Source organism: Nocardia anaemiae NBRC 100462 (assembly GCF_001612725.1).
GTDB classification, from domain to species: Bacteria; Actinomycetota; Actinomycetes; order Mycobacteriales; family Mycobacteriaceae; genus Nocardia; species Nocardia anaemiae.
Genome location: NZ_BDAZ01000075.1, coordinates 17,491 through 39,357, shown reverse-complemented (window position 1 = coordinate 39,357; position 21,867 = coordinate 17,491). Strand labels below are relative to the sequence as shown.

The 21,867-nt window shown below is 65.2% G+C and carries 22 protein-coding genes; 10 read left to right on the top strand and 12 right to left on the bottom strand.

Features of this window, described 5'->3' with window-relative positions; genetic code table 11:
- Positions 1-30: 30 nt before the first annotated feature.
- Both ggh and NA5_RS34300 read left to right on the top strand, forming a co-directional pair.
- Positions 31-1,368: a glucosylglycerate hydrolase gene (ggh, locus tag NA5_RS34305; RefSeq protein ID WP_062993183.1), complete on the top strand. Its 1,338-nt coding sequence runs from the start codon at positions 31-33 to the stop codon at positions 1,366-1,368.
- Between the two features lie 174 nt (positions 1,369-1,542).
- On the top strand, positions 1,543-2,190 hold the full coding sequence (locus NA5_RS34300; RefSeq protein ID WP_245672544.1) for a glycoside hydrolase family 25 protein: 648 nt from the start codon (positions 1,543-1,545) through the stop codon (positions 2,188-2,190).
- 64 nt (positions 2,191-2,254) lie between these two features.
- On the opposite strand, the gene NA5_RS34295 is transcribed toward NA5_RS34300, so the two are convergent.
- On the bottom strand, positions 2,255-4,327 hold the full coding sequence (locus NA5_RS34295; RefSeq protein WP_062993201.1) for a PhoX family protein: 2,073 nt from the start codon (positions 4,325-4,327) through the stop codon (positions 2,255-2,257).
- Positions 4,328-4,608: 281 nt separating this feature from the next.
- Here NA5_RS34295 and NA5_RS34290 point away from each other — a divergent pair, with 281 nt between their 5' ends.
- Positions 4,609-4,854: a hypothetical protein gene (locus NA5_RS34290; protein WP_062993181.1), complete on the top strand. Its 246-nt coding sequence runs from the start codon at positions 4,609-4,611 to the stop codon at positions 4,852-4,854.
- A gap of 58 nt (positions 4,855-4,912) precedes the next feature.
- On the opposite strand, the gene NA5_RS34285 is transcribed toward NA5_RS34290, so the two are convergent.
- Positions 4,913-5,716 carry a hypothetical protein gene (locus NA5_RS34285; RefSeq protein ID WP_062993180.1) on the bottom strand — a complete coding sequence of 268 codons (804 nt, stop codon included), beginning with the start codon at positions 5,714-5,716 and terminating at the stop codon, positions 4,913-4,915.
- Positions 5,717-5,794: 78 nt separating this feature from the next.
- Positions 5,795-6,337, bottom strand: coding sequence for a lipoprotein LpqH (locus NA5_RS34280; protein WP_062993179.1), 543 nt, complete (start codon positions 6,335-6,337; stop codon positions 5,795-5,797).
- A 146-nt stretch (positions 6,338-6,483) separates the two neighbouring features.
- Here NA5_RS34280 and NA5_RS34275 point away from each other — a divergent pair, with 146 nt between their 5' ends.
- The 5 genes from NA5_RS34275 (at position 6,484) to NA5_RS34255 (ending at position 12,486) form a co-directional block, all read left to right on the top strand.
- Positions 6,484-7,803 (top strand): hypothetical protein, encoded by a 1,320-nt coding sequence (locus NA5_RS34275; protein ID WP_062993200.1) that lies wholly within the window; start codon positions 6,484-6,486, stop codon positions 7,801-7,803.
- Positions 7,803-8,837, top strand: a complete 1,035-nt coding sequence (locus NA5_RS34270; protein ID WP_062993178.1) for a hypothetical protein — start codon at positions 7,803-7,805, stop codon at positions 8,835-8,837. Before NA5_RS34275 ends, NA5_RS34270 begins: the two co-directional genes overlap by 1 nt.
- A complete protein-coding gene (locus tag NA5_RS34265) occupies positions 8,837-10,372 on the top strand; it encodes a tetratricopeptide repeat protein (protein WP_062993177.1) in 1,536 nt (511 codons plus the stop codon). Before NA5_RS34270 ends, NA5_RS34265 begins: the two co-directional genes overlap by 1 nt.
- Positions 10,369-11,634: a CHAT domain-containing protein gene (locus NA5_RS34260; protein WP_062993176.1), complete on the top strand. Its 1,266-nt coding sequence runs from the start codon at positions 10,369-10,371 to the stop codon at positions 11,632-11,634. Before NA5_RS34265 ends, NA5_RS34260 begins: the two co-directional genes overlap by 4 nt.
- Positions 11,635-12,231: 597 nt before the next feature.
- On the top strand, positions 12,232-12,486 hold the full coding sequence (locus NA5_RS34255; RefSeq protein WP_084484642.1) for a MerR family transcriptional regulator: 255 nt from the start codon (positions 12,232-12,234) through the stop codon (positions 12,484-12,486).
- A 55-nt stretch (positions 12,487-12,541) separates the two neighbouring features.
- On the opposite strand, the gene NA5_RS34250 is transcribed toward NA5_RS34255, so the two are convergent.
- The 8 genes from NA5_RS34250 to NA5_RS34215 form a co-directional block, all read right to left on the bottom strand.
- A complete protein-coding gene (locus NA5_RS34250) occupies positions 12,542-13,381 on the bottom strand; it encodes an alpha/beta fold hydrolase (protein WP_062993175.1) in 840 nt (279 codons plus the stop codon).
- Between the two features lie 95 nt (positions 13,382-13,476).
- On the bottom strand, positions 13,477-13,896 hold the full coding sequence (locus NA5_RS34245; protein ID WP_062993174.1) for a hypothetical protein: 420 nt from the start codon (positions 13,894-13,896) through the stop codon (positions 13,477-13,479).
- 40 nt (positions 13,897-13,936) lie between these two features.
- Complete coding sequence (locus NA5_RS34240) at positions 13,937-14,293, bottom strand: nuclear transport factor 2 family protein (RefSeq protein ID WP_062993173.1); 357 nt, start codon at positions 14,291-14,293, stop codon at positions 13,937-13,939.
- A 143-nt stretch (positions 14,294-14,436) separates the two neighbouring features.
- Positions 14,437-14,931, bottom strand: a complete 495-nt coding sequence (locus NA5_RS34235) for a GNAT family N-acetyltransferase (protein WP_062993172.1) — start codon at positions 14,929-14,931, stop codon at positions 14,437-14,439.
- Positions 14,932-15,014: 83 nt separating this feature from the next.
- Positions 15,015-15,311, bottom strand: a complete 297-nt coding sequence (locus NA5_RS39855) for a hypothetical protein (protein ID WP_084484641.1) — start codon at positions 15,309-15,311, stop codon at positions 15,015-15,017.
- Positions 15,312-15,409: 98 nt separating this feature from the next.
- The gene (locus tag NA5_RS34225; RefSeq protein ID WP_062993170.1) at positions 15,410-16,135 is read right to left on the bottom strand and encodes an amino acid ABC transporter ATP-binding protein; all 726 of its coding nucleotides are present in this window, start codon (positions 16,133-16,135) and stop codon (positions 15,410-15,412) included.
- Positions 16,136-16,219: 84 nt separating this feature from the next.
- The gene (locus NA5_RS34220) at positions 16,220-18,010 is read right to left on the bottom strand and encodes an ABC transporter substrate-binding protein/permease (protein WP_062993169.1); all 1,791 of its coding nucleotides are present in this window, start codon (positions 18,008-18,010) and stop codon (positions 16,220-16,222) included.
- Positions 18,011-18,217: 207 nt separating this feature from the next.
- On the bottom strand, positions 18,218-19,012 hold the full coding sequence (locus NA5_RS34215; RefSeq protein ID WP_062993168.1) for an LLM class F420-dependent oxidoreductase: 795 nt from the start codon (positions 19,010-19,012) through the stop codon (positions 18,218-18,220).
- 235 nt (positions 19,013-19,247) lie between these two features.
- On the opposite strand from NA5_RS34215, the gene NA5_RS34210 reads away from it, so the two are divergent.
- Positions 19,248-20,342, top strand: coding sequence for an ABC transporter ATP-binding protein (locus NA5_RS34210; RefSeq protein ID WP_062993167.1), 1,095 nt, complete (start codon positions 19,248-19,250; stop codon positions 20,340-20,342).
- A 285-nt stretch (positions 20,343-20,627) separates the two neighbouring features.
- Entirely contained in the window at positions 20,628-21,275 is a 648-nt protein-coding gene (locus NA5_RS34205; RefSeq protein WP_062993166.1) for an NADPH-dependent F420 reductase, read from the top strand.
- A 60-nt stretch (positions 21,276-21,335) separates the two neighbouring features.
- Here the strand turns inward: NA5_RS34205 and NA5_RS34200 are convergent, their stop codons facing one another.
- Positions 21,336-21,845, bottom strand: coding sequence for a winged helix-turn-helix transcriptional regulator (locus tag NA5_RS34200; RefSeq protein WP_174555306.1), 510 nt, complete (start codon positions 21,843-21,845; stop codon positions 21,336-21,338).
- Positions 21,846-21,867 lie beyond the last annotated feature (22 nt).

Below are 21,867 nucleotides of genomic sequence, written 5' to 3'. Positions count from 1 at the left end.
TACTTGCGGGTGTCATCGCAAAATAGGGGGATGGCACACCCGGGTTTCACCCCAACACAGCTCGCGGCCCGCGCCGCCTACCTGCTACGGGGCAATGATCTGGGCACCATGACCAGTGCCGCGCCCCGGCTGTACCCGCATATGTGGAGCTGGGACGCCGCCTTCGTCGCGGTCGGGCTCGCCCCGCTGAGCGTCGAGCGCGCGGTCATCGAACTGGATACCCTGCTGTCGGCGCAGTGGAAGAACGGGATGATCCCGCACATCGTGTTCGCCAATGGTGTGGACGGCTACTTTCCCGGCCCGGCCCGCTGGGAGTGCAAGAAGCTGGCCGCCAATGCCCCGGACGGTCCGGACACCTCCGGCATCACCCAGCCGCCGGTGCACGCCATCGCGGTGCAGCGCATCCTCGACCATTCCCGCCGCCACGGCCGCAGCACCAGGGCGGTGGCCGAGGAATTCCTGAATCGGCGCTGGCCGGATCTGGTGCGCTGGCATCGCTGGCTGGCCCATGCCCGCGACCCCAAGGAGAGCGGTCGGATCACGCTGTATCACGGCTGGGAATCCGGAATGGACAATTCGCCGCGATGGGATCGGGCCTACGCGAATGTGACGCCCGGCGATCTGCCGCCGTATGAGCGCGAGGATCTGCTGGTGGTCTCCGACCCATCGCAGCGGCCGAGCGATCGCGAATACGACCGCTATCTGTGGCTGGTCGAGCAGATGCGCCGCGCCGGATACGACGACTACCAGCTCGCCTCGACCATGAGCTTCGCGGTGGAGGACGTCTTCGTCACCGCGATCTTCGCGCTGGCGTGTGAGGTGCTGGCCAATATCGGCGAGGAATACAAGCAGCCACATGCCGATGTCCGCGAACTGTATTCATGGGCGGAGCGCTTCCGCGCGGGCGTGGTCGCGACCACCGATGCCCGCACCGGTGCGGCCCGGGATTTCGATGTGCGCCTCCAACGCTGGATCAATACCGAAACCCTCTCGATGTTCGCCCCGCTGCTGTGCGGGGGTCTGCCGCGCGACACCGAACGCAGCCTGTTGCGCCTGTTCGAGGGCCCGCGCTTCTGCGGCCACCCGGATCTGCGCTATGCCCTGCCGCCGTCCACCTCACCGGTCTCCAAGGACTTCCGCTCCCGCGAATACTGGCGCGGCCCGGTGTGGCCGGTGATGAGCTGGCTGTTCTCCTGGGTCTTCGCCCGTCGCGGCTGGGCCGAACGCTCCTTCATGCTCCGCGCCGAAGGTCTGCGCCAAGCCAGCGACGGCAGTTTCGCCGAGTACTACGAGCCGTTCACCGGCGAACCACTCGGCAGCATGCAGCAGTCCTGGACCGCGGCCTCGGTCCTGGACTGGCTCGGCTGACGCATCCCACTGGCGGACCAAGAGCGAATACTGTGCAAATGCCTCAGCTGTAACTCTGGTCACAAGAGTCGGTTGTCGCTATCGTCGAAAAGCATGGATAGCACACGTTGGAGATCGACTCGCGCTGCGGCGTTGTCCGCGATCACGGTGGGCAGCATCCTGACGGCTACTTCGATGGGCACGGCCGCGGCCGAACCGAGCGGGCCCGATGTGTCGTCGTGGCAGCATGTCGACGGCCGGTTCATCGACTGGTTCGCGGTGCGCGCGGCGGGGCACGCTTTCGCCATGGTGAAGGCGACGGAGGGTGTGAATTACATCAATCCCTATTTCGTGCCGGACAGCCTGCTGATGCGGGCGGCGGGTGTCGCGCGCGGGACGTATCACTACGCGCGACCGAATTTGCCGCCCGAGCCGCAGGCGGCGCTGTATGCGACGGTCGTGCTCGGCCAGAACGGGCCACTGGATCTACCGCCGGTGCTCGATCTGGAGAATGCGGGCGGACTCGATCCGGCCGGGCTGATCGACTGGACGCGTCGCTATCTGAATACGGTCCAGGCCCTGACCGGACGGGTGCCGATCATCTACACGTATCCGAATTTCTGGAAGACAGCCATGGCGAATACCAATGAATTCACCAGGTATCCGCTCTGGATCGCCGACTACCGCGGCAACGAACAACCCGAAGTCCCGGGCGGCTGGCCGACCTGGACCTTCTGGCAGACCACCGACAGCGGCCGCATTCCGGGTATCGCGGGCCGCACCGATGTCAACGTATACAGCGGCGCACAAGGCGATTTCGCGCGCTACGCCAATATGGGCTGAACAGCACGAAACCGCTACTCCCTGCAGGTTGAGTAGCGGTTTCGTGTGTTGTGCAGGGAATCGACTAGGTGCCGATTCTCCCGCCGCCCTTCTTCCACACCGACACGACGGCGGGTCTGGGCAGACTATCGCCACCATCGGGCCAATGCGAGGCGGGCTTTTCCGCGGTCGCGTCATCGCGTTCGCCGGGATGTTGGACACACACGGTGACACGCTGCTCCGACACCGTCGGACCGCAAGTCTCCGCGCCGAATGGGACGGTCAGGAACTGTTTGGTCTCACCGCGATTCGGCCCGTCGAGCACCACGGAGAACAGGCCGTCATTGGCGCCGTTGGCCCGCGAGGCATCGGTGGAGATCCACAGATTGCCGTAATCGTCGAAGGCGAGATTGTCCGGCGCCGCGATCGGGCTGACCTTGGCCTTGTCGAAACCAGCGAAGTAGGTGTCGGTGGTCTTCGGATCACCGCACAGCATCAGGATATTCCAGGTAAATGTGGTGCCCGCGTGATCGTCGTCGAGTTCGAGCACCTGCCCGAACTTATTGATATTGCGCGGATTCGCCTCGTCGATGGCGGGCTTGCCCTGCGCGCCGCGCTGCTCGTTGTAGGTCAGCGCAACATAGACCTTTCCGGACTTGGGATTCGCCTCGAAATCCTCGGGACGGTCCATCTTGGTCGCGCCGACCTTATCGGCCGCCAACCTGGTGAATACCGAAACCTCTTCGGCAGTGAAGCCGTCCACCTTCGAGGTGGCCTTGCCGTCCTCACCGGTAACCAGCAGCGGAATCCATCGACCGGTACCGGTGAAACCCTTATCCGAGGGCACCGTGCCGTTGCCGTCGATCTTGTCCGGGTGATCGCCGGTGAATTTGGCGACGTACAGCGTGCCCGCGTCCAGAATCGTCAGGTTGTGCCGCATGCTCGCCTGGCCGTTGCCGGACTGCACCTTTCGCGACGAGACGAACTTGTACATGTAATCGAAGCGCTCGTCATCGCCCATATAGGCGACCACGGTGCCGTCCTTGGCGACATGAATGGTCGCGGCCTCGTGCTTGAACCGGCCGAGCGCGGTGTGCTTGATCGGCGCGGCCGCGGCGTCCCACGGATTCACCTCGATGACCCAGCCGAATCGGTTGGCTTCATTGGGTTCTTTCGCCAGATCGAAGCGCGCCTCGTGCCGCTCCCACTTGCGCTCGGAGGCGCCGTTCGGGAATCCGTAGCGCTTGAGCCTGGCCTTGGCTGCCTCGTCGGTGACCTTGTCGCCGTTGGCGAAGTACTGGTTGATGTTCTCTTCACCGGAAAGCACTGTTCCCCAGGGAGTCAGACCGCCGGAGCAGTTGTTCAGGGTGCCGAGCACTTTCGCACCGGACGGGTCGGCGCTCGTCTTCAGGAAGCCGCTGCCGGCGGCAGGTCCGGTGACGATGAATTCGGTGGTGCCGGTGATACGTCGGTTGTACTTGCCGAATTCGGTTGTCAGCTTGCCGGTTCCGGATTCGCCCTTGACCTGGACCACCGAAAGACCGTGCGCGGCAATGGCGGTCTGGTAATGCTCGAGTGCGGGCTCTTCCTTGTTGTAGCCCTTGAACATCTGCGGTTCGGTGGTGTACTCGTGATTCACCACCAGCAGGTAGGTATTCGCCTGGCCCTCGATGGGCAGTATCGCCGCGAAGTCGTTGTTGAAGCCGAATTGTTTGGCCTGCGCGGCCGCGGACTGGGCATTCGGGTCGAACTTCGGTGCGTCGGCGAATAGCGGGTCGCCCCAGCGGATCACGATATTGTGTTCGTAACCCTCAGGAATGACCAGTGCGTCATCGGAATTCGCCGCGACCGGTTTGAAGTTGGTGCCCACCGGCACACCGTCGACCAGCGAGCCGCCCGCCGCCAATTCGACCTTGTCGTCATCGCCGCAGGCCGCGAGAACACCGGCTGCACCGACCGCGACCACGACACCCGCACTGCCCTTCAACATGCCGCGCCGCGTCAGCGCCGCGCGCACCATGTCGCCGAAGTATTCGTTCTCCGAGGTGTTCGGAACATCGTGAAAGCAGGCGTTACCGCATTTGTACTGACAGGTCATGGCCGAGCGCTTCGGCTGGCCGTCCCGCTTCACGAACAGGGCGAGGGGCTTCGGGGTCACGATCAACTCCTGACATAGTGCTGACCGGCGCACGGTAAGCCGCTCAGGCGATCCACAGGAAACAGTTAGATGAACGCTCGACCAATTAGGTAACCCTCAATTTGCGAAGCTATCGGGCGGCGGCCGCCCGCTAACCGCACGCCGACCGAATGCTATGCGTTTTACCTGGTCAAATATCCAAGTTTTCGGGCCGGCGCACGTCATGAGCTACTCATGCGCGACCCCCTTCCTTAGAGGAGGATCGGTATCAAAGACATGAGTACCGAGTCAGGAGTAGTGCGATGACTTTGTCCGGAGGAAAATCCGAGCTCACCCCGCAGGCGCTGGACTATCTCGATTCGATTCTGGCGGGTGCGGTGGCCGAGGCCCGCGCCGTACTCGTCGACCACGACCATATGGGTGCAGAGGGCGACGGCGGCTGCAACCGGTGCACCCATCCCACCTGCGTCGGCTTCATCCCGGGCGGTGGCGCGCTCTGCAAGCGTCCCACCTGTCGGCACAGCTTTTTCAGTCACCGCGTCTTCTGACGCACAAACAAATGTTGCTCCCGTTCCTGGTGAACGAGAGCAACATTCAGGGCCGGGGCTACGCATTGACCTGCAGCGCGATCACAACCTCTTGTTCGTTCTCCGGCAGATAGTGCACCTGGATGATGCGACCGACCTGAACCTGGGCCACGCTGGCGGGCGGCAGGAACTTGTCCACACTCGTGCTGAAAGTCGTTCCGTCGGGCCGTGTTACCACCAGGCCGAGCTCGATCTTGGAATACCCGTTGCGAATTTCGCCGGGCACCGAAAGCGACTGCACGACGGCCTGAGCGGTGATGCCGCGCTCGGCGATATCGAGTTTGGCCTTGGTGGTGAAGCCCTTTCGGATCATGGACTCGTTCATGGCGCGCTGAGCCGCCGACATATCGCCGGAGCGGTCGACCTCGACCTTGTCGGTGCGATCGGGCAGATAGCGAACCGGCAGCACGACACCGGGCTGCAGCAGGGCGAGTTCGGTGAGCGGAACGATCATCGTGGCGTGCGAGTCGAAGATCTTGCCGTCGACGCCCTCGACGCTGAAGTCGATGCGGATCTGCGGCTGGTCATTGACGGTCAGACCGGTCTGCCGGAAGGACTTGATGGTGCCGATCCCGACCAGACCATCGCGGAAGGCCGAGCTGTTGTTGCCGGTGAAGGCCGCCATGATGCCTTCGCCGGTGAAGGCGAACACGATGGGGACGACGGTCAGGGCGATGATCGGGAGCGCCATCTGCGGCCCGACCCAAGCGAGCATCTCGTCGTCGAAGGGGCCGGTGCTGGTGTAGGTGAGGCCGTGCCAGAGGTAGTAGCCGATCGAGAGAACGAGGAACGCGGCGGCGAGCGAGCGGGCGATGGTTTTCATTGTTTTCCCTTGGGTCTGAGGAGATTTGCCCCGGTCACGCCCCTCGATCAAGGGGCGTGAGCGGGATGGTTGTACGGGTCAGCCGCCGACCACGGTCGAGCAGGCGAAGGTGATGTCGAATTTCGAGCTCTTCGGGCTCGCGGTCGGATTGGTGAGATCGGGCGCGCCGACGCCCTCACCGGTGACCTTGTAGGTGTTGCCGTCCTTGACGACCTTGGCCGAACCACCGGGCATGCCATTGCCGAAGCCGAGGGCGTAGGGCAGGCCGTTGGCGCCGCCTTTGCTGCCCGCGACCGCCACGGCCTGCACATTGTCGGTGCCGGTGATGGAGGCGCTCACGCTCAGGGTGCCGTAGGTGGCGTTGTTGGTGTCGCTGAGCGCAAGGGCGATGGTGTCGCCCTGCTTGGCGCAGGTGGTCTCGAACTTGCCGTCGAGCGCCTTGCCGTCGACCGAGGCGGTCGACTTGCCCGAGGCCGGTGCCGGTGCGGCCGAAGTGCCCGGCTTGACCGAGGTCGGCGACGAGCTGCCCGCGTCGTCGCTGCATCCGGTGACGAAGAGTGCAAGAGCGGCGGCTGTGGCGGTGAGAGCGGCGGCGGAGATGCGGACCGGCTTGGTGTTCATGATCTGTTCCTTTTGCTTCGTTCGGCTCCGGTGTTGGGCCGATACGAGAAAGGTAGAAACCGAACGCGCCCTACCGATCCCAGGTTTTTCGGCGTCTGAAACGGTCGAAGTTCCGTTAACCTGGTCGAATGCGACGGCCGCGCGCGATGGTGCTGGACGAGGTTTGGCGCCGACTCGACGGCGTCGAACCGCTCAGTGGACCCCATGGCGGGCCGCTGCGGCGGACCGTGAAGCTCATCCTGGATCCACTTGTCATTCGCCCGGTGCAGAATCCGCTGTGCGCAGGTCCGATCCTCAGCCCCGACGGCGCGGTCCTGCTCGCGACGCGAATCCATGCCGCCGCCGATGTGCTGCGCGCGACGGCGGCCTGGTTTTCCCTGCTCAAACAGGTCCGGCGGGCGCTGCGGATCACCGAGGGCAATCCGCAGGATCTGTATTTCCAGCGGGCCTTCGAACTGGCCACCACATCCGGTATGCCGGATCCGGACCGGGATCGGGCCACCGCCGAGGCAACGCTGCGCGATGTCCACGAATTCGCGGCGGGGCGCACGACGCAAGCGCTCAAGGAGTACATCACCTCCGGTGCGCGGACTGCCGAACTCGGGGCGTTGATCGATATCGCATGGGGACGGCGTCCGGTGGGCGGACCCACCGGCGATCACGCCGAACTGTTCGCGGCGCTGCTCGATGCATCCGCGGCACGCGACGGTCGCAGCGCCGAGGGCCAGCGGACATTCGATCGGCTGGTCGCCACGCATGCCGGGACGCACGGCGGAATCCGACTATGGGACAACCGCTTCCAGCCCACCGCACATCAGCTCGGCCTGACCGCGGTGCCGGTTCCGCAGCCACCGACGCTCGGTTCGTCGGCCTCGAAGGCCAGTCTCGGGCTGCCCTTCGATCGCACCATCTACGAGCGCGTATTCACCGTGCTGCAGGCGTCGAGCGAACGGGCCGAACTACCGCCCATTCCGGCATTGGTGACCACGGAAATCGCCCGAAGTTGTTCGCCTTGGGCACTTTTGGATGAATCACTGCGCGTCGCGGCAACTGCGGGGGCCGCCCTCGCACTCGGTTTGCGGCCGATCGCATTGCATGGCGCAGAGTCGGCGGCGGCCGAAACGGCAGCGCATCGGGTGATCAACAGCCGCTGGCAGCGGGAGGCATATGTGCTGCAGGCACGGCGACTCGCGGTGCGCACCGATATCGAAATGCCCAGTGGCCCGCTGGCGGCCATCGCCACCGAGCTGCGTACACCGTGGCGGCCTTATCTGCGGCGGCTGTGGGTGCGCCTGCACGGTCGCGATGTCCGGGAGTTCGGCGTCTACGAACCGGACGAGCTGTGGGATCTGCTCGATGGCGTGGCGCGCTCGGTCATGCTGGACCATCGCATGCGGATCAAACAGGCGCTGAGTGTGCGTTCCCTTGTCACCGAGCCGGATCCGGCGGAATCGAGGGCGAGCTGATGAGCGGGACCGTGCGAATCGAACCGGTCGGGGACGGGATCTGGAGCATCGCGCCCGAAGCAGCGCCGACGGTGCTGGACGGTGCCGCGGCTATCGATGCGCTGGTGCTCGAGGTGGTCGGCGGTCATCTGTGCTGGAGTCTGCTTGCCGGACAGACGATTCCGGCTGCGGTGATCGATGATGTCGAACTCGCGCAGGACTGGTTGTGGGCGGTCTACGGCGAGCGAATCGCGGTGGCCATCGCCGATTTCGACAGCGGCGATGCCGACGGGGGTGAATTCGCGGTCGAACCCGCGGTGCCCGATCTGGTCGCCGCCGCCTGGCGGCTCGGGTTCGCGTACTGGGCCACTCGCTGGTGGCCTGCCTCGACAATCGACGGCATCACCGCACTGGACGAACGACTGCTCGACCAGGAGATCACCGCACTGCGCGCGGAATGCGATCTACTCATCGGTGACGACGAGCCGAGCCCGGACGAACCGACGCCGACCGAAGCAATCGCAACGACGGCTCGCGCATCCGACTACGCGCTTGCCGCAGGTGGAGCCGACCGTCCGACCGGGGCGCTATCGCTCGGGCATGGCACCGGTGGCTGGGATTGGCGGCGGTGCCCGCCGGGACTCATCGACGCGTCCGAGCGGGCTGTGTCGTGGGAGTCGATCCGGAGTTCGGAGACCACGACCGTGCGCATCACGGCCGTCGCCGCACCCCAGTTGGGCTCGGACGCACCGGCACACCTGCACCCACGCGCCCGCATCACCACACCGGTCGGCACGGCCGAGGCCGAGCTGGATCTGGTCGGCGATCTGTGGACCGGCACGGCCAGCACGCCGTCGGATTCCGTTTCGACGGTGGATGTCTATGTCCCCGGTGTCGGTGCACCAGGTGAACCCGAACTGGGCGGTCCCGAGATTCGGCGACAGATTCGTGAGCTGGCGGCCGCACGGCTGCGTCGGGCCACCGCTGCCGACGATGCCGTCGATGCGCCCCTCTTGGCCGAAATCGCAGCGGCTGCATCGGATTCGGACTTCTGATGCCCGCCGATGACGGTCGCGAAAGACTCGCCGAAGGTGCGGCCGCTTATCAGCGCGGCGATGTCGCCGAGGCCAGGCGGCTGTTCGAGGAAATCGCCCGAACCAGCACAGGCGGCCTGCGGGTCAGCGCGCTGGTCAATGCCGCGAGCATGTGCGATGAACTCGGCGATCATGTCGGGGCGATCGTCATGTTCCGCACGGCGCTCGACGAGATGCCCGGCGATGCGATCGAAAAGCGGCCCGCCGCACTGATCAACCTCTCCCAGGCGCTGCAGCACGTCGGCGATCTCGATGGTGCGCAGCAGGCGCTGGAACAGGCCCGAGCCCTGCTCACCGAACACAATGACGAGAGCATGCAGCGGGTGGCCTGCCTGCTATCACTGACCGCGGTGGCATTCCATCGCCAGAGCTGGGCCTACGCCATCGAACTTGCCACCGAATCACTGGATGCGGCAGTGCATTTCGCCCCGCACCTGGCCGGACATCCGCTCTCTACGCTCGGCGGTATCTACTTCGAGACCGGACGGCGCGACCTCGCCGTGGACTTCATGGGCCAGGCGCTGGCGGCCTTCGAGGCCGCCGGTGATCGCAATGCCGTCGCCGAGACGGAACAGAATCTGGCCGTCATGTACGTCAGGCTGGATCGGTTCGACGAGGCGGAACAGCCGCTGCGGTCGAGCCAGGAGTACTTCGAGCGCGCCGAACTCGGATATCGCGCCGGCGTCGGGCTGAAAACCATGGGGTTTCTCGCCGAGGGCCGTGGCGATATCGATTCGGCGCATCAGCTCTATCGCCGCAGCCTCGACTATTTTCACGAATCCGGTGCGGTGCTCGACGCCGCCGATGTGCGCGTGCGTCTGGCGACCGTGGCCTATTCCACCGGCCGATACGAGGAGGGTGAAGCGCTCATCGGTGAGGCGTTCGCCGCCTATACCGAGCGCGGGCTCGGATTGCACTGTGCCCAAATCGATTTCTGGCATGCTGCGCTGTTGGAGTCGGTCATCGAGGCGGCCGAAACGCCGGATGCCGAGCTATTGGGTCGGGCGGTCGAACTCGCGGTGGCGTCGGCGTTGGCCATCGATGCCGTGCGATTCACCCTGCCCAATGGCAATCAACGCGAGAAATGGAATCGCGAGATCGCGGATCCGGCAATGCGGATGGCATTCCGATTCGCCTATCTGTCCGGCAATGGTCCACTGATCGTGGACCTCATCGAAACGCAATGCGCGGGTACGACATTGGATATCGCCAGATCCGCGGTCGCCGCGCCGCCGCGACTGCCGCTCGAGCTATTCGATCCACCAGCCGAGGCGGCACAACCGACGGTGCAGGTCGGGACCGGCCCGCAAAGTGGGTCGGCACCGCAGCTGGGCACGGCGCTGGCCTCGGTCGCGGCGGGCGCCGGACTGTCGGTGGTGCCGCCGCCGCGGGTGGCCGTCGCGCCGGACGGACATATCGCATTGGCCGCGTACATCGAGGCCGCCGAGCTGCGGTACGGCCATCCGGTGCGGGACAGTCGGGTGCTGCCCGCATGACCACTTCGGAGCAACCTACCGTCATCGTGCGGATGGCGGATGCGGGCGATCTGTATATGTCGTGGCGCTGGTCGCGCAATGAATACGCCCAGGGTGCCAGCATGCTGCCGGGGGATGCGATCGCCGAGGCCGTCGCGCGGTTCGCGCAGGCACTGCCGAATCCGGCGGAACCCGACGGTCTCGAACGCGCCATGACCACCGGCGGTTTCGCCTCATATGAGGCGGAATATCGTGTCGCACAATCGCTTTCTCGCGCATTGCTGCCCTTTGGTTTGGCGGCACAGTTGTATGACCTGCATGTGCGCGGTGTGCGACCGCATATCCGGCTGCAACCCTCGCCCCGGGTAGCTCAAATCCCCTGGGAAATCATCGCTCCCGATCCGGAGCTGCGCCTGGTGGATATCGCCGATATCAGCCTGCTCGCCCCCGCCAGCATTGTGCACGGCCCGGACCGCACGGCGCGGGCCTGGTCCGACACAGGTGCACTGCCGGTGGTGGCCGTCCTCGACCCGCGTGTCCCCGGTTTCCGTGCCGACTCCGTGCTCGGGTCCGTCCTCGGTCGAATGGACCCCGAAGCCCCACTCGCCCAACGGGTTGCCTCGTATGCCAGCCAGGGCAGGCTGCGGCCCGCGGTCGACGATCCGATCGAGGCATTCCGCCGCACCGATATCGATAGGAGCTGGTTGAGCGAAGCGCTGCGCGGTGGTGCCAGCCGCCTGACCTATGTGGGGCATGTGACCGCGGCAACCCCCGAATCCGGCCAGAGCGAAGCCTCCGAACTGCATCTGGCCTGCGATGCCGAAGCGATCGGCTTCGCCACGCCGATCCGAGCGCACCGACCCCTTTCGGCCAAGGACCTATTGCTCGGCACCCACACCCTGACCACCGAGCCCGTTGCCGGACCACAACTCTGGCCCATTCCGAGCCGAGTCGCCCTGATCGCCTGCGAAAGCGGCGGCGATATGCGGTTCAGCGAGGCACTCGGCTTGGTCGCCGCGATGATCAACGGCGGCGCCGAACTGGTCACCGCCAGCCGCTGGCCGCTGCCCACCGACCTCGCCTTCCAACGTCTCGCAGGCGCACCCCCCGACGCCCGCCCCCTGCAAGACGCCATCTGCGCCATCGACGCCGCCCACGAACACCCGGACCCGGTAACCGCCCTCGCAACCTGGCAACGATCTCGTCTGACCGCTTGGCGCACTACCCGAGCCATCGAAGACTCCCCCCTCCTCTGGTCCGCCTTCGCCACCGTCCGCACCTGAGCGGCTACCGGCATGGGCGTCGGATCGCTGCCGCGACGAAGACGGTGACGGCCTGCTTCTTATCGTCGATCTCGTACTGACCTCGGCTCTTACTCAGCGCGATGACCACATCCGGCCAGCTCCGCGATAGGAATCCAGCTCCGTATCCCGGCCGGACCAGACGCAAAAAATCTGCAGCGGCAACTGTAGACATTCGCTAGTCGTTGCGGTAGCTTCTATGGCGTCGGAACAGAAGGAAGTGTCTAATCGGCACGGGAGATGATGAACTGCCCGTGATGGTAAGACGGCGGACGCGGCCACGGGACCAGCAGGTACGACGGTCCCACCGGCCCGCCGAGCAAGAAAGATGAAGTGCACCGGAAAGATGAAGTAACCCCGTGAGGAGAAAGGAGGCATTGCCCGTCGGGTCACCCGCGAAGATGTTTGGTCGGGGTGATCGCCGACGTCTCGGTTACATGTCGGAAGACGAAGTAATTCCCCCTTTCAGTGCCCCGGTGCCGCAGGCACCGGGGCGCTTCGGCGTATGGAGACCTAACGATTTCTGAACCCACGACCGCGAACGAGAAATTCGACGATGACGACTACCCCGCCTACACCATGGGCCGAGCAGCGGAAATGCTCGGCACCACCCAAGCATTCCTGCGCAGCCTGGACGAAGCGCAACTGATCACCCCGCAACGCTCCGCCGGTGGGCACCGCCGCTACTCCCGCTACCAACTGCGTATCGCCGCACGCGCCCGCGAACTCATCGACCACGGCACCCCCCTCGAGGCAGCGTGCCGAATCATCACCCTCGAAGACCAACTCAGCGAAGCACTCGAACTCAACGCCAAACTCGCCGAGGAGGACTAGCAGGTCCGTGCCACTTCGAAGGCCCCGGTTGTGGCAGGGGGCAGCGGTTTCGGAGTCAGGACCGATGGGCGAGCAGGTGTTGCATGAGCAGGCGGGTGACGGATTCGGGGGCCTCTTCGGGGACCCAGTGGGAGGTGTCTTCGAGCATTTCGAAGCGGTAGGGGGCAGTGACGTGGCTTGCGGTGGCCAAGGCGGCGGTGGAGCCGATGGTGGGGTCTTCGGCACCCCAGATGTAAAGAGTCGGGACGGTGATCGGGGCGGTCGGACCGGCGAGCGGGAAGGCTCGGTACCAGTTCAGAGCCGCGGTCAGGGCATCGGGGCGGGTGAGGCGGTGGACGTAGTCGTCGATGCGTTCCTCGGGAATCTTCCAGTCGAAGATCTTGCGTAGCGCGGCGGCATCATCGGCGAGCAGGGCGCGCTCGGGGGTGCGCGGCTGGCGGAAGTAAGTGAAGTGTTGGGCTCGTTGGGCCTGGTCTTCGTCCTCGGTCATGGCTTGTGAGAACGCGGTGGGATGCGGCTGCGATACGGCGGTCAGGGTTCGGATTCGTGCCGGGTGGTCGGCCGCTGCTGTCCAGGCGACGTGCGCGCCCAAGTCGTGGCCGACGAGATCGAAACGCTGCCAACCCAATTGGTCGGCGATGGCGATGACATCAGCGACCAACTCCTCGACGCGGTAATCGGCGACCTTGTCAGGACGCACGCCTGACGAATAACCGCGCTGATCGGGCGCGATGACATGGCAGCCGCCGCCACCGAGGGCCCTCGCCTGGAACTCCCAGGCGATGGCCGACTCTGGAAAGCCGTGCAACAGCATTACCTCACGACCACCGGGTTCGCCGCTGGTCAGGGCGTCGAAGGTGCCGAATTCGGTCGGGATCTTGGTTGCCTCGAGCACGACCTCGACTCTAGAGGCAGCCACCGACCACAAACGCCGAACGCGGCATCGGAGCCGATGCCGCGTTTGCGGAGTTGGTCGAGTGGAGCCAAGATTCAGCGGGCCTTGCGGACGCCGAGGTACTGCAGGGCCGCGAAACCGCCGACGGTGGCCGCCTGCATGACGGTCCAGATCGAGCCGACCAGATTCAGGTCGAGCGCGCCCTCGACGAGGGCGGCCAGGCTCACCACGACCCAGGCGGCATTACCCGCGGCGACCGCGGCGGCGGCCTTGGTATTTATGGTCTTGGCCATGCCGACCAGGGCGACGCCGATGCCGTAGAGGGTCAGGAAGATTCCGATCGGGATGCCGATCTTGCTGTCCAGGCCGAGCAGGGATTCCAGTGGGCCCGAAAGTGCCAGGTAGGCAAGGCCGTTGACGGTGGTGACGACCGCATCCGAGCGCAGCGAGGTGCGCAGCAGTTTCTGGCCGGGAGCGAGCAGGGTGGACATGTAGCTGGGGGCGGTGGTGGTCATGACTGGTATTTCCTTCTGGGGTAACGAGTTCGGTGACGGATCAGGCTGCGGCGGGGACTTTGTCGAGGAAGCCGTAGACGTTGGCGATCCGTCCGTCCTCGACGACCGCGACATCGAAGCCGACGACCACCGCGGGGGCATCGGCGGGGCCGAGCTCCCAGGTGAAGCGCACCTGGTTGTGGTGGGCATCGACCGGTCCGGCGAGGGTGAACACCCACCCCGGGAACTGGGCCTGGACGCCTGCGATCGCCGCATCCAGTTGGTCGTGTCCGGCGACCGCGGCCAGCGGGTCGACGTAGCTGGCACCAAGAGTGAACACGGCTTCGATTCCGGCCCTGCGGGCGACGGCGTCGGTGGTGTTCCAGACTTCCAGGTACTGTGCGACGAGCTCGTTCATAATGGCCTCCTAGGCTTCTGACCTGTGGTTTCCTGTCGTTCTTGCTGACAGGAACTACGTTATGAGCAGAGCCATGGGTGCCGAATCAGTCACCTATAAGTACTTTTCACCGACCTATACGTATGCGGTCAGCGGCTCGTGCCTCACAGGTTCAAGAGCATCTCGAATTCCGGCCGCGGATCGTCGGGAGCGACCGTTCCCTGCACACCCGTCCGCACGAAGCCGTGCCGCAGATATAACCGCTCAGCCGCCGCATTGCCCGCGGCAACCTCCAACCACACCTTGTGATGCCCGGCATCGACGGCCCAGTCGACTACCGAGCGCACCAAACGATCCGAAATTCCAGTGCCCCGCGACTTTTCGGCGACCCACATCGAAATGAGGTGCGCCCCAGGTCGTTCGGGATCATCGTGCCCGCCGACCGTCCCGACATCGATGCCGTCGACACTCGCCACGAACTGCGCGCGTTGCGCCAGTAGATCCGCCCAGACCTGGTCGGACCTACTGCGCACCTCCTCCAACGTCGCGCCGAATGCCTGTGGCGCATCGGCCAGGGAACGCAGGCGGATGCTCCGAAATGTTGCCCAGTCGTCGGGCGTCAGCAGCCGCAGGTGGAGCCGTGGATCACCAATCCCCATCTCGCCATCTCTACTCGAAGGCGAGGAGCGCGGCGAATCGATGTGCCTGCGCCGAGCTGCGAGCGCAGCTCGGCACGGCGGGCTCAGTGGTCGTCGTAGTGACCGTTGTGGGCGGCGTGGCAGTGGCCGTCGTGGAGATAGTCGAGGTGGTCGCCGTGTTGGATGGCTTCGTGGCCGCAGTCGGGGCCGTGGGTATGGTCGTGGCCCGCGTGTTTGGTGTGCGCGGCGGGTTCGCATTCGTCCCAGTGACCGTTGTGTTCGCGGTGCAGGTGGCCGTCGTGGGCGTAGTCGGTGTGGTCGCCGTGCGGTACTTCGGTGTGGCCGCAGCCGGGGCCGTGGACGTGCTGGTGTTCGGTGTGCTCGTGATGCGCTGTGGTCATCGGACCTCCTTGGTTCCCATTGCTGGATATGTGGCGCCGAGCGCGACGACACATTAGCAGGTGCGCATCTATCGAGTTTACTAGCGGTGTGCTGGCGGTCACAAAACCTGGGAGAGGAAGCGCTGTAGTCGCGGTGTCGTCGGGTTGTCGAACAGGGCGTCGGGAGTGCCCGTTTCGACCACCTGACCAGCGTCCATGAACAGCACGCTGTCGGAAACGCTGCGCGCGAAACCCATCTCGTGGGTCACCACGATCATCGACATTCCCTGGGTAGCCAGCTCGGCCATCAGCGCGAGAATGCCCTTCACCAGCTCCGGATCCAGTGCCGAGGTGGCCTCGTCGAAGAACATGATCTCCGGCTGCATGGCCAGCGCACGCGCGATCGCCACCCGCTGCTGCTGCCCACCGGACAGATTCGACGGGCGGGAATCAGCCTTCTCGGCCAGGCCGACCACTTCGAGCTGCTCGACGGCCAGCGCCCGCGCGGCATCCTTGGACAGCCCGCGCAGCTTGCGCGGCCCGAGCGCAACATTCTCCGCGACCGTCTTGTGCGGGAAGAGGTTGAAGTGCTGGAACACCATGCCGATGCGCTGGCGCAGCTTATCCGGATCCTCGGTGAGCACCGACTCACCGTCCAGCAGCACATCACCCTGATCGGGTTCGTACAGCCGGTTGAGCACGCGCAGCAGCGTCGACTTGCCGGAGCCGGACGGTCCGATGACGGTGGTGGTCTTACCCGCGTCGACATGGATATCGACGCCGCGCAGCACATGATTGTGGCCCAGCGTCAGATGCAGACCGGTTCCGGTGAGAGAGGCACTCATGCCTCCACCTCGCTGGCGCTCGGTTCCGGCATGACCGCCTCCGGGCGCTGTGTTGTCGATTCGCTCGCTACGCTCGCTCATGATTTAACCGCGCCCTTCCGTGATCGTGGCCGCCTCGACCTGGTCGATGGGCTGGTCGGGTCGCCCGGTGCGCATCCGGTGGTCGATGTAGTTCACCAGGTGCGTCAGCGGGATGGTCAACAGCAGATAGACCAGACCGGCGGCGACCAGCGGGGAGAGATTTCCGGTCTGCGCGTTGAGATCTCGGCCGACCGCGAACAGTTCGCGCTGGGTCGCGAGCAGTCCGAGGAAGTAGATCAGCGAGGAATCCTTGATCAGCGCGATGAATTGGTTCATCAGCGCGGGCAGCACCCGGCGCACACCCTGCGGAATCACGACCAGCGTCATGGCCTGGCGGTAGCCGAAGCCGATGGCACGCGCGGCCTCCAGCTGACCCGCCTCCACGGATTGGATACCGGAGCGGAAGATCTCACCGATATAGGCCGAGGCCAGCAATGCCAGCGCGATCGCACCGAGCCAATACGGGTTGTTGCCGGTGATATTGCGAGCAACCGGTCCGATGCCGAGTCCGATGATCAGGATGATCACCACCGCGGGCAGGCCGCGGAAGATATCGGTGTAAACCCTTGCGGGCCAGCGCAACCAGCGCGTCCGGGAAATGCCGGCGACCGCGAGCAACATGCCGAGAATGGTGCCGAGCACACCGGAAACCACCGCCAGAATCAGGGTATTCGGCAAACCGGTCTTGAACAGATCGGGAAATGCCTTGCGGTACAGCGACCAGTCGAAGAAGGTCTCCTTCAACTGCCGCACCGTCGATTTCGGTGCATCCTGTCCGCTGTCGGTGGTCTTCTTCTCCGCGGCTATGGCGGCGAAATCCGGAAGTTGCGGCGCGGGTGCGGCTTTCGAGCCCGGCTTCCAACCGGGCGGCAACTGCCTCGGCACCCAGTCGGCGTAGAGCTTGGCGTAGGTGCCGTCGGCGATCACGGCGTCGAGGCCGCTATTGAGCGCGTCGATCAGGGGCTGGTTGTTCTTGGCGACCGCGTAGCCGACGAAATTGTCCAGGCTGAAGGTGTTCTGGATGATCGTGGTGCCGTCACCCGAGTGCACCTGTCCCTCGGCCTGCGCCGACGGCGCGACCCAGGCATCGACCTGACCGGATTTGAGATTCGCGTACGCGGTGGCGTAGTCCGGGAACTTCACCGGATCCAGATGCAGCTGGTTGACCACGTAATCGTCCTGCACCGTGCCCTGCACGACGGCGATCCGGTTGCCCCGCCCGAGGTCCGAAAAGCCCTTGATGGCACTGCCATTCGGGACGACGAGCGAGAAGTAGCCGAAGTCGTAACCATTGGTGAATCCGACGCGTTCGCGCCGCTCCGCGGTGGTGGTGATATTCGACGAACCGACATCGAACCGACCGCCGGAGACCTGGGAGAGCAGCGGTGCGAATTCGGTGCCCGAGAATTCCACCTGGAGACCGAGTTTCGCGCCGATCGCCCGCAGCAGCTCATTGTCGAAGCCGGTGAACGAGCCCGCCGAGTTCAGGCAGATGCTCGGCGGTGCGTCCGAGAGGGTACCAACGGTGAGCTTGCCCGGCGTAATGAGCCGCAGCTTGCCGGTATCGATCGCCGGGACCGGCAACGTGGACGCGGTGGTGTATTTGTCCTCCCCCGCCGAGGCCGCCGAGCCGAGGTTGGTCGGTGCGGCCGATGCCGCGCTCAGCCCGGGCGGCGTGCATTGATTTCGATCGGTGGAATCGTCGCCGGAACCGCAGGCCGTGGCGGCGAGGCCGACGGCAAGCAATAGCACGGCGATCAACGCACGAGACCGCACAGCGGGCAGACCAGCCATGACGAGCAACCCTAGCGTCCGATCAGGCACTGATCGGCAGCTACCCCGCGGCGTGCGCACCTCACTGTCAGGGCATGCGGCCGCACGGCGTGCGCGGACGCGGCACCGGCACCCGATCCCGGAATTCGGATCACGGTGATCCGAACCCGACCGCCGACCGGGGTTACGCCAGCGAGAGAGCACGATCCTCGCGATCTGCTCCGAGGCTCAGGCCAACCCTCTGACCGGCTCCGGATTGACCTCGTCCCGCCAACGAATCGCCCGCTCGACCTCAGTCAGGTCGAACTTCGGCCCGCTCACCCCGATGGTGAACAGACTCACCCCTGCCTCGACGAACGTCGACGCCCGCTCCGCACCCGGCCATTGCACCGAGAGCTCGATCTTCGCCTGATCGGTGCCGACATCCGCGCAGTGCTCGGTGAGCACTTTGTTCTTGTGCGCGAGCGCGTCGAGGTCGGCGAAGGTGTGCCAGATATCGGCGTACTGTGCGACCAGCCGCAGCGTCTTCTTCTCGCCACCGCCGCCGATCAGGATCGGGATATCCCGGGTGGGCTGCGGGTTCAGCTTCTTCAGCCGGGCGGTGAGCCGGGCCATATTCGCCTTCAGCAGCGCGAGTCGGCTTCCCGCTGTGCCGAATTCGTAGCCGTATTCGTCATAGTCCTTCTGGAACCATCCGGCGCCGATGCCGAGAATGAGTCGACCATTGCTGATGTGGTCCACCGTGCGCGCCATATCGGCGAGCAGATCGGGATTGCGGTAACCGCCGCCGGTGACCAGCGCGCCGATCTCGATCCGTTCGGTCTGCTCGGCCCAGGCGCCGAGCATGGTCCAGCATTCGAAATGCGCGCCGTTGTGGTCGCCGGTAAGCGGATAGAAGTGGTCCCAGTTGAAGGCGATATCGACGCCCGCGTCCTCCGCGCGTAGTACGGCATCGCGCAGGAGTCCATAGTCTGCGGCATGCTGGGGCTGTAGCTGTACGCCGATCCGAACCGGTCGGGTCATGAGTCTGCTCCTCGTCGCTGGATCTGGTTCCCCGATCGAGGCTACCGGCGACAAGATCTTTGGCGCAGCTATTACTCGGGTGCTGGTAACCGACTTCGGAATAGCCCGCGCCGACCAACTTTCTGCGCGAACTCGAGCGCATCGTGTGCGAAGCGAGCACATCCAGTAATATCGCCGGTCAACCCTTACTCGGATCGTCCGGCACGTTCCTGCCGGTGATGGGATGTGATTTGTCATGGCCACCGTGACCTTCGATAGCGCGACCCGGCTCTACCCCGGCTCGTCCAAACCCGCCGTCGACAAGCTGAATCTCGAGATCGCCGACGGGGAGTTCCTCGTGCTGGTCGGTCCGTCCGGCTGCGGTAAGTCGACCTCACTGCGGATGCTCGCCGGACTAGAGGATGTCGACGCCGGGCGCATTCTGATCGGTGCCGATGACGTCACCCATGCCGAACCCAAGCAACGCGATATCGCCATGGTGTTCCAGAACTACGCGCTCTACCCGCATATGACCGTGGCGGAGAATATGGGCTTCGCGCTCAAACTCGCCAAGGTCGCCAAGGCGGAGAAGGAGCGCCGGGTGCTGGAAGCGGCCAAACTGCTCGACCTCGAGCCGTTTCTGGATCGCAAGCCGAAGGCGCTGTCGGGCGGTCAGCGTCAGCGCGTAGCGATGGGGCGGGCGATCGTGCGCCAGCCGCAGGTATTCCTGATGGACGAGCCGCTGTCGAATCTGGACGCCAAGCTGCGGGTGCAGACCCGCACCCAAATCGCCCAGCTGCAGCGTCGCCTCGGCACCACCACCGTGTACGTCACACACGACCAGGTCGAGGCGATGACCATGGGCGACCGGGTCGCGGTGCTCAAGGACGGACTGCTGCAGCAGTGCGCGACACCGCGCGATCTGTATCGGGATCCGGCGAATGTCTTCGTCGCCGGGTTCATGGGTTCGCCCGCGATGAATCTGTTCACACTGCCGGTCGCCGACGGCGCGGTCGAGCTCGGCTGTGCCAAGCTGCCGGTGCCGCGGTCGGTCGCCGATGCCGCCGAGGGTTCGGTGGTGGTCGGCGTGCGGCCCGAGCACCTGGAGATCGGTGCGGCGCAGGACAAGTCGGGCATCCAGATGGAGGTCGATGTCGTCGAGGAACTCGGCTCCGACGCCTACATCTACGGCCGCACCATCGCCGAGAGCGCGACGAACGGTGCGGGCGAAACCATTGTGGCGCGGGCGGATTGGCGCAACCCGCCGGAGAAGGGCAACCGGGTGCAGCTGACGGCCACACCGGAACACACCTACTTCTTCTCCGCCGTCGACGGCCGCCGCCTGTCCTGAGGCGTTGCGCGTGTACTTTCGCCAATCCGGAATGTCCTACGGGATATCAGCGAAAGTGCACGCGCAGAAGTGCTCCCGAGCATTCAGCGGTCCGGTCAATGGACCGCTGCCCGGGAACGACACATCTCCCCGTCGGACTTTCGAGCGAGTCCCAGGCGCTGCGCGCGGATTGACCGCCCTCGCTGCGTCGACGCCATTGGCGTTCGCCCACGGCGGAAGGCCACGCGAACACCACGCCGCATTCGTAAACTCGACGCTCGACGGGATCGGCGCGAGGAGTGGACGTTGAAGATAGCGGTGCTGGGTACCGGGCAGGTCGGGCGCAGGCTCGCGAGCAAGCTGGTCGAGCTCGGTCACGCGGTGACGCTCGGGTCCCGGACCGCCGAGAATGCGGCGGCGACCGAGTGGGCGAACGAAACCGGCGGCGCCCATGGCACTTTCGCCGATGCCGCGGCCGAGGCGGAGTTGGTGATCAATGCGACGTCCGGCACCGTGTCGCTGGCCGCGCTCATTGCGGCGGGTGCGGCGAATCTGAGCGGAAAAGTGCTGGTGGACGTGTCGAATGCACTGGATTTCTCCGGTGGATTCCCGCCGAAATTGGCCACGCCCGAGGCGGGCAGTGTCGCCGAGGCGATCCAGCAGGCCTTCCCGGAGGCGCGGGTGGTGAAAACCCTCAACACCATGAACAACCAGCTCATGGTCGACCCGTCCCGAATTCCGGGGCGGCACAATGTCTTTCTGAGCGGCGATGACGAATCGGCCAAGGCCGAGGTGGCGGCGCTGCTGAAATCCTTCGGCTGGTCCGATGAGCAGATCATCGACCTGGGCGGTGTGGTGACCGCGCGGAGCACCGAACCCCTTGTGCTGCTGTGGATTCACCTCTACAACAAATTCGGCACCGAGGACATCAACTACGCGGTGGTCACCGGCTGACGTCGCCGGAGCCGATCAGGTCTGGATGCGGGCCGACTCGACCCGCACCGATGTCGGGGATCATTTCGCCGATCGGGCGCGTGAATACTCGGGGTTGAGTCGTACGCCGAGGTTCTCCAAGTCGATTTCGCGACCTGTCTCGCTGCGCACCTGCACCCGGACCGGCGCGCCGCTGGACTCCTCGACCAGCAGCAACGGCGCGGGCCCCGGCTGCAGATAGGCATCGCCCCACTGCATGAGCGCCAGCACCGCGGGCAGTAGATCGCGACCCATATCCGTCAGCACGTACTCCTGGCGTGTCCGCTTGCCCTCCTCCTGATACGGCCGCTTGGCGAGCAGACCAGCGTCGGTGAGCTTGCGGAGCTGGCCGGACGCGGCGGCATCGGTGATGCCGACCCGGGCGGCGAAACCGTCGAAGCGGGTGGTGCCGTAATAGGCCTCGCGCAGGATCAGGATCGCCGAGCGGGTGCCGATCAGGTCCATCGCCTTCGCGATCGAGCATTCGGCGGGTTTCCACGCGCTCAGATCGGCCAGGGGTCCTTCCATTACGGCTGCCATGACGAACATCATAGCGATATCTGGCTTGAGTCGA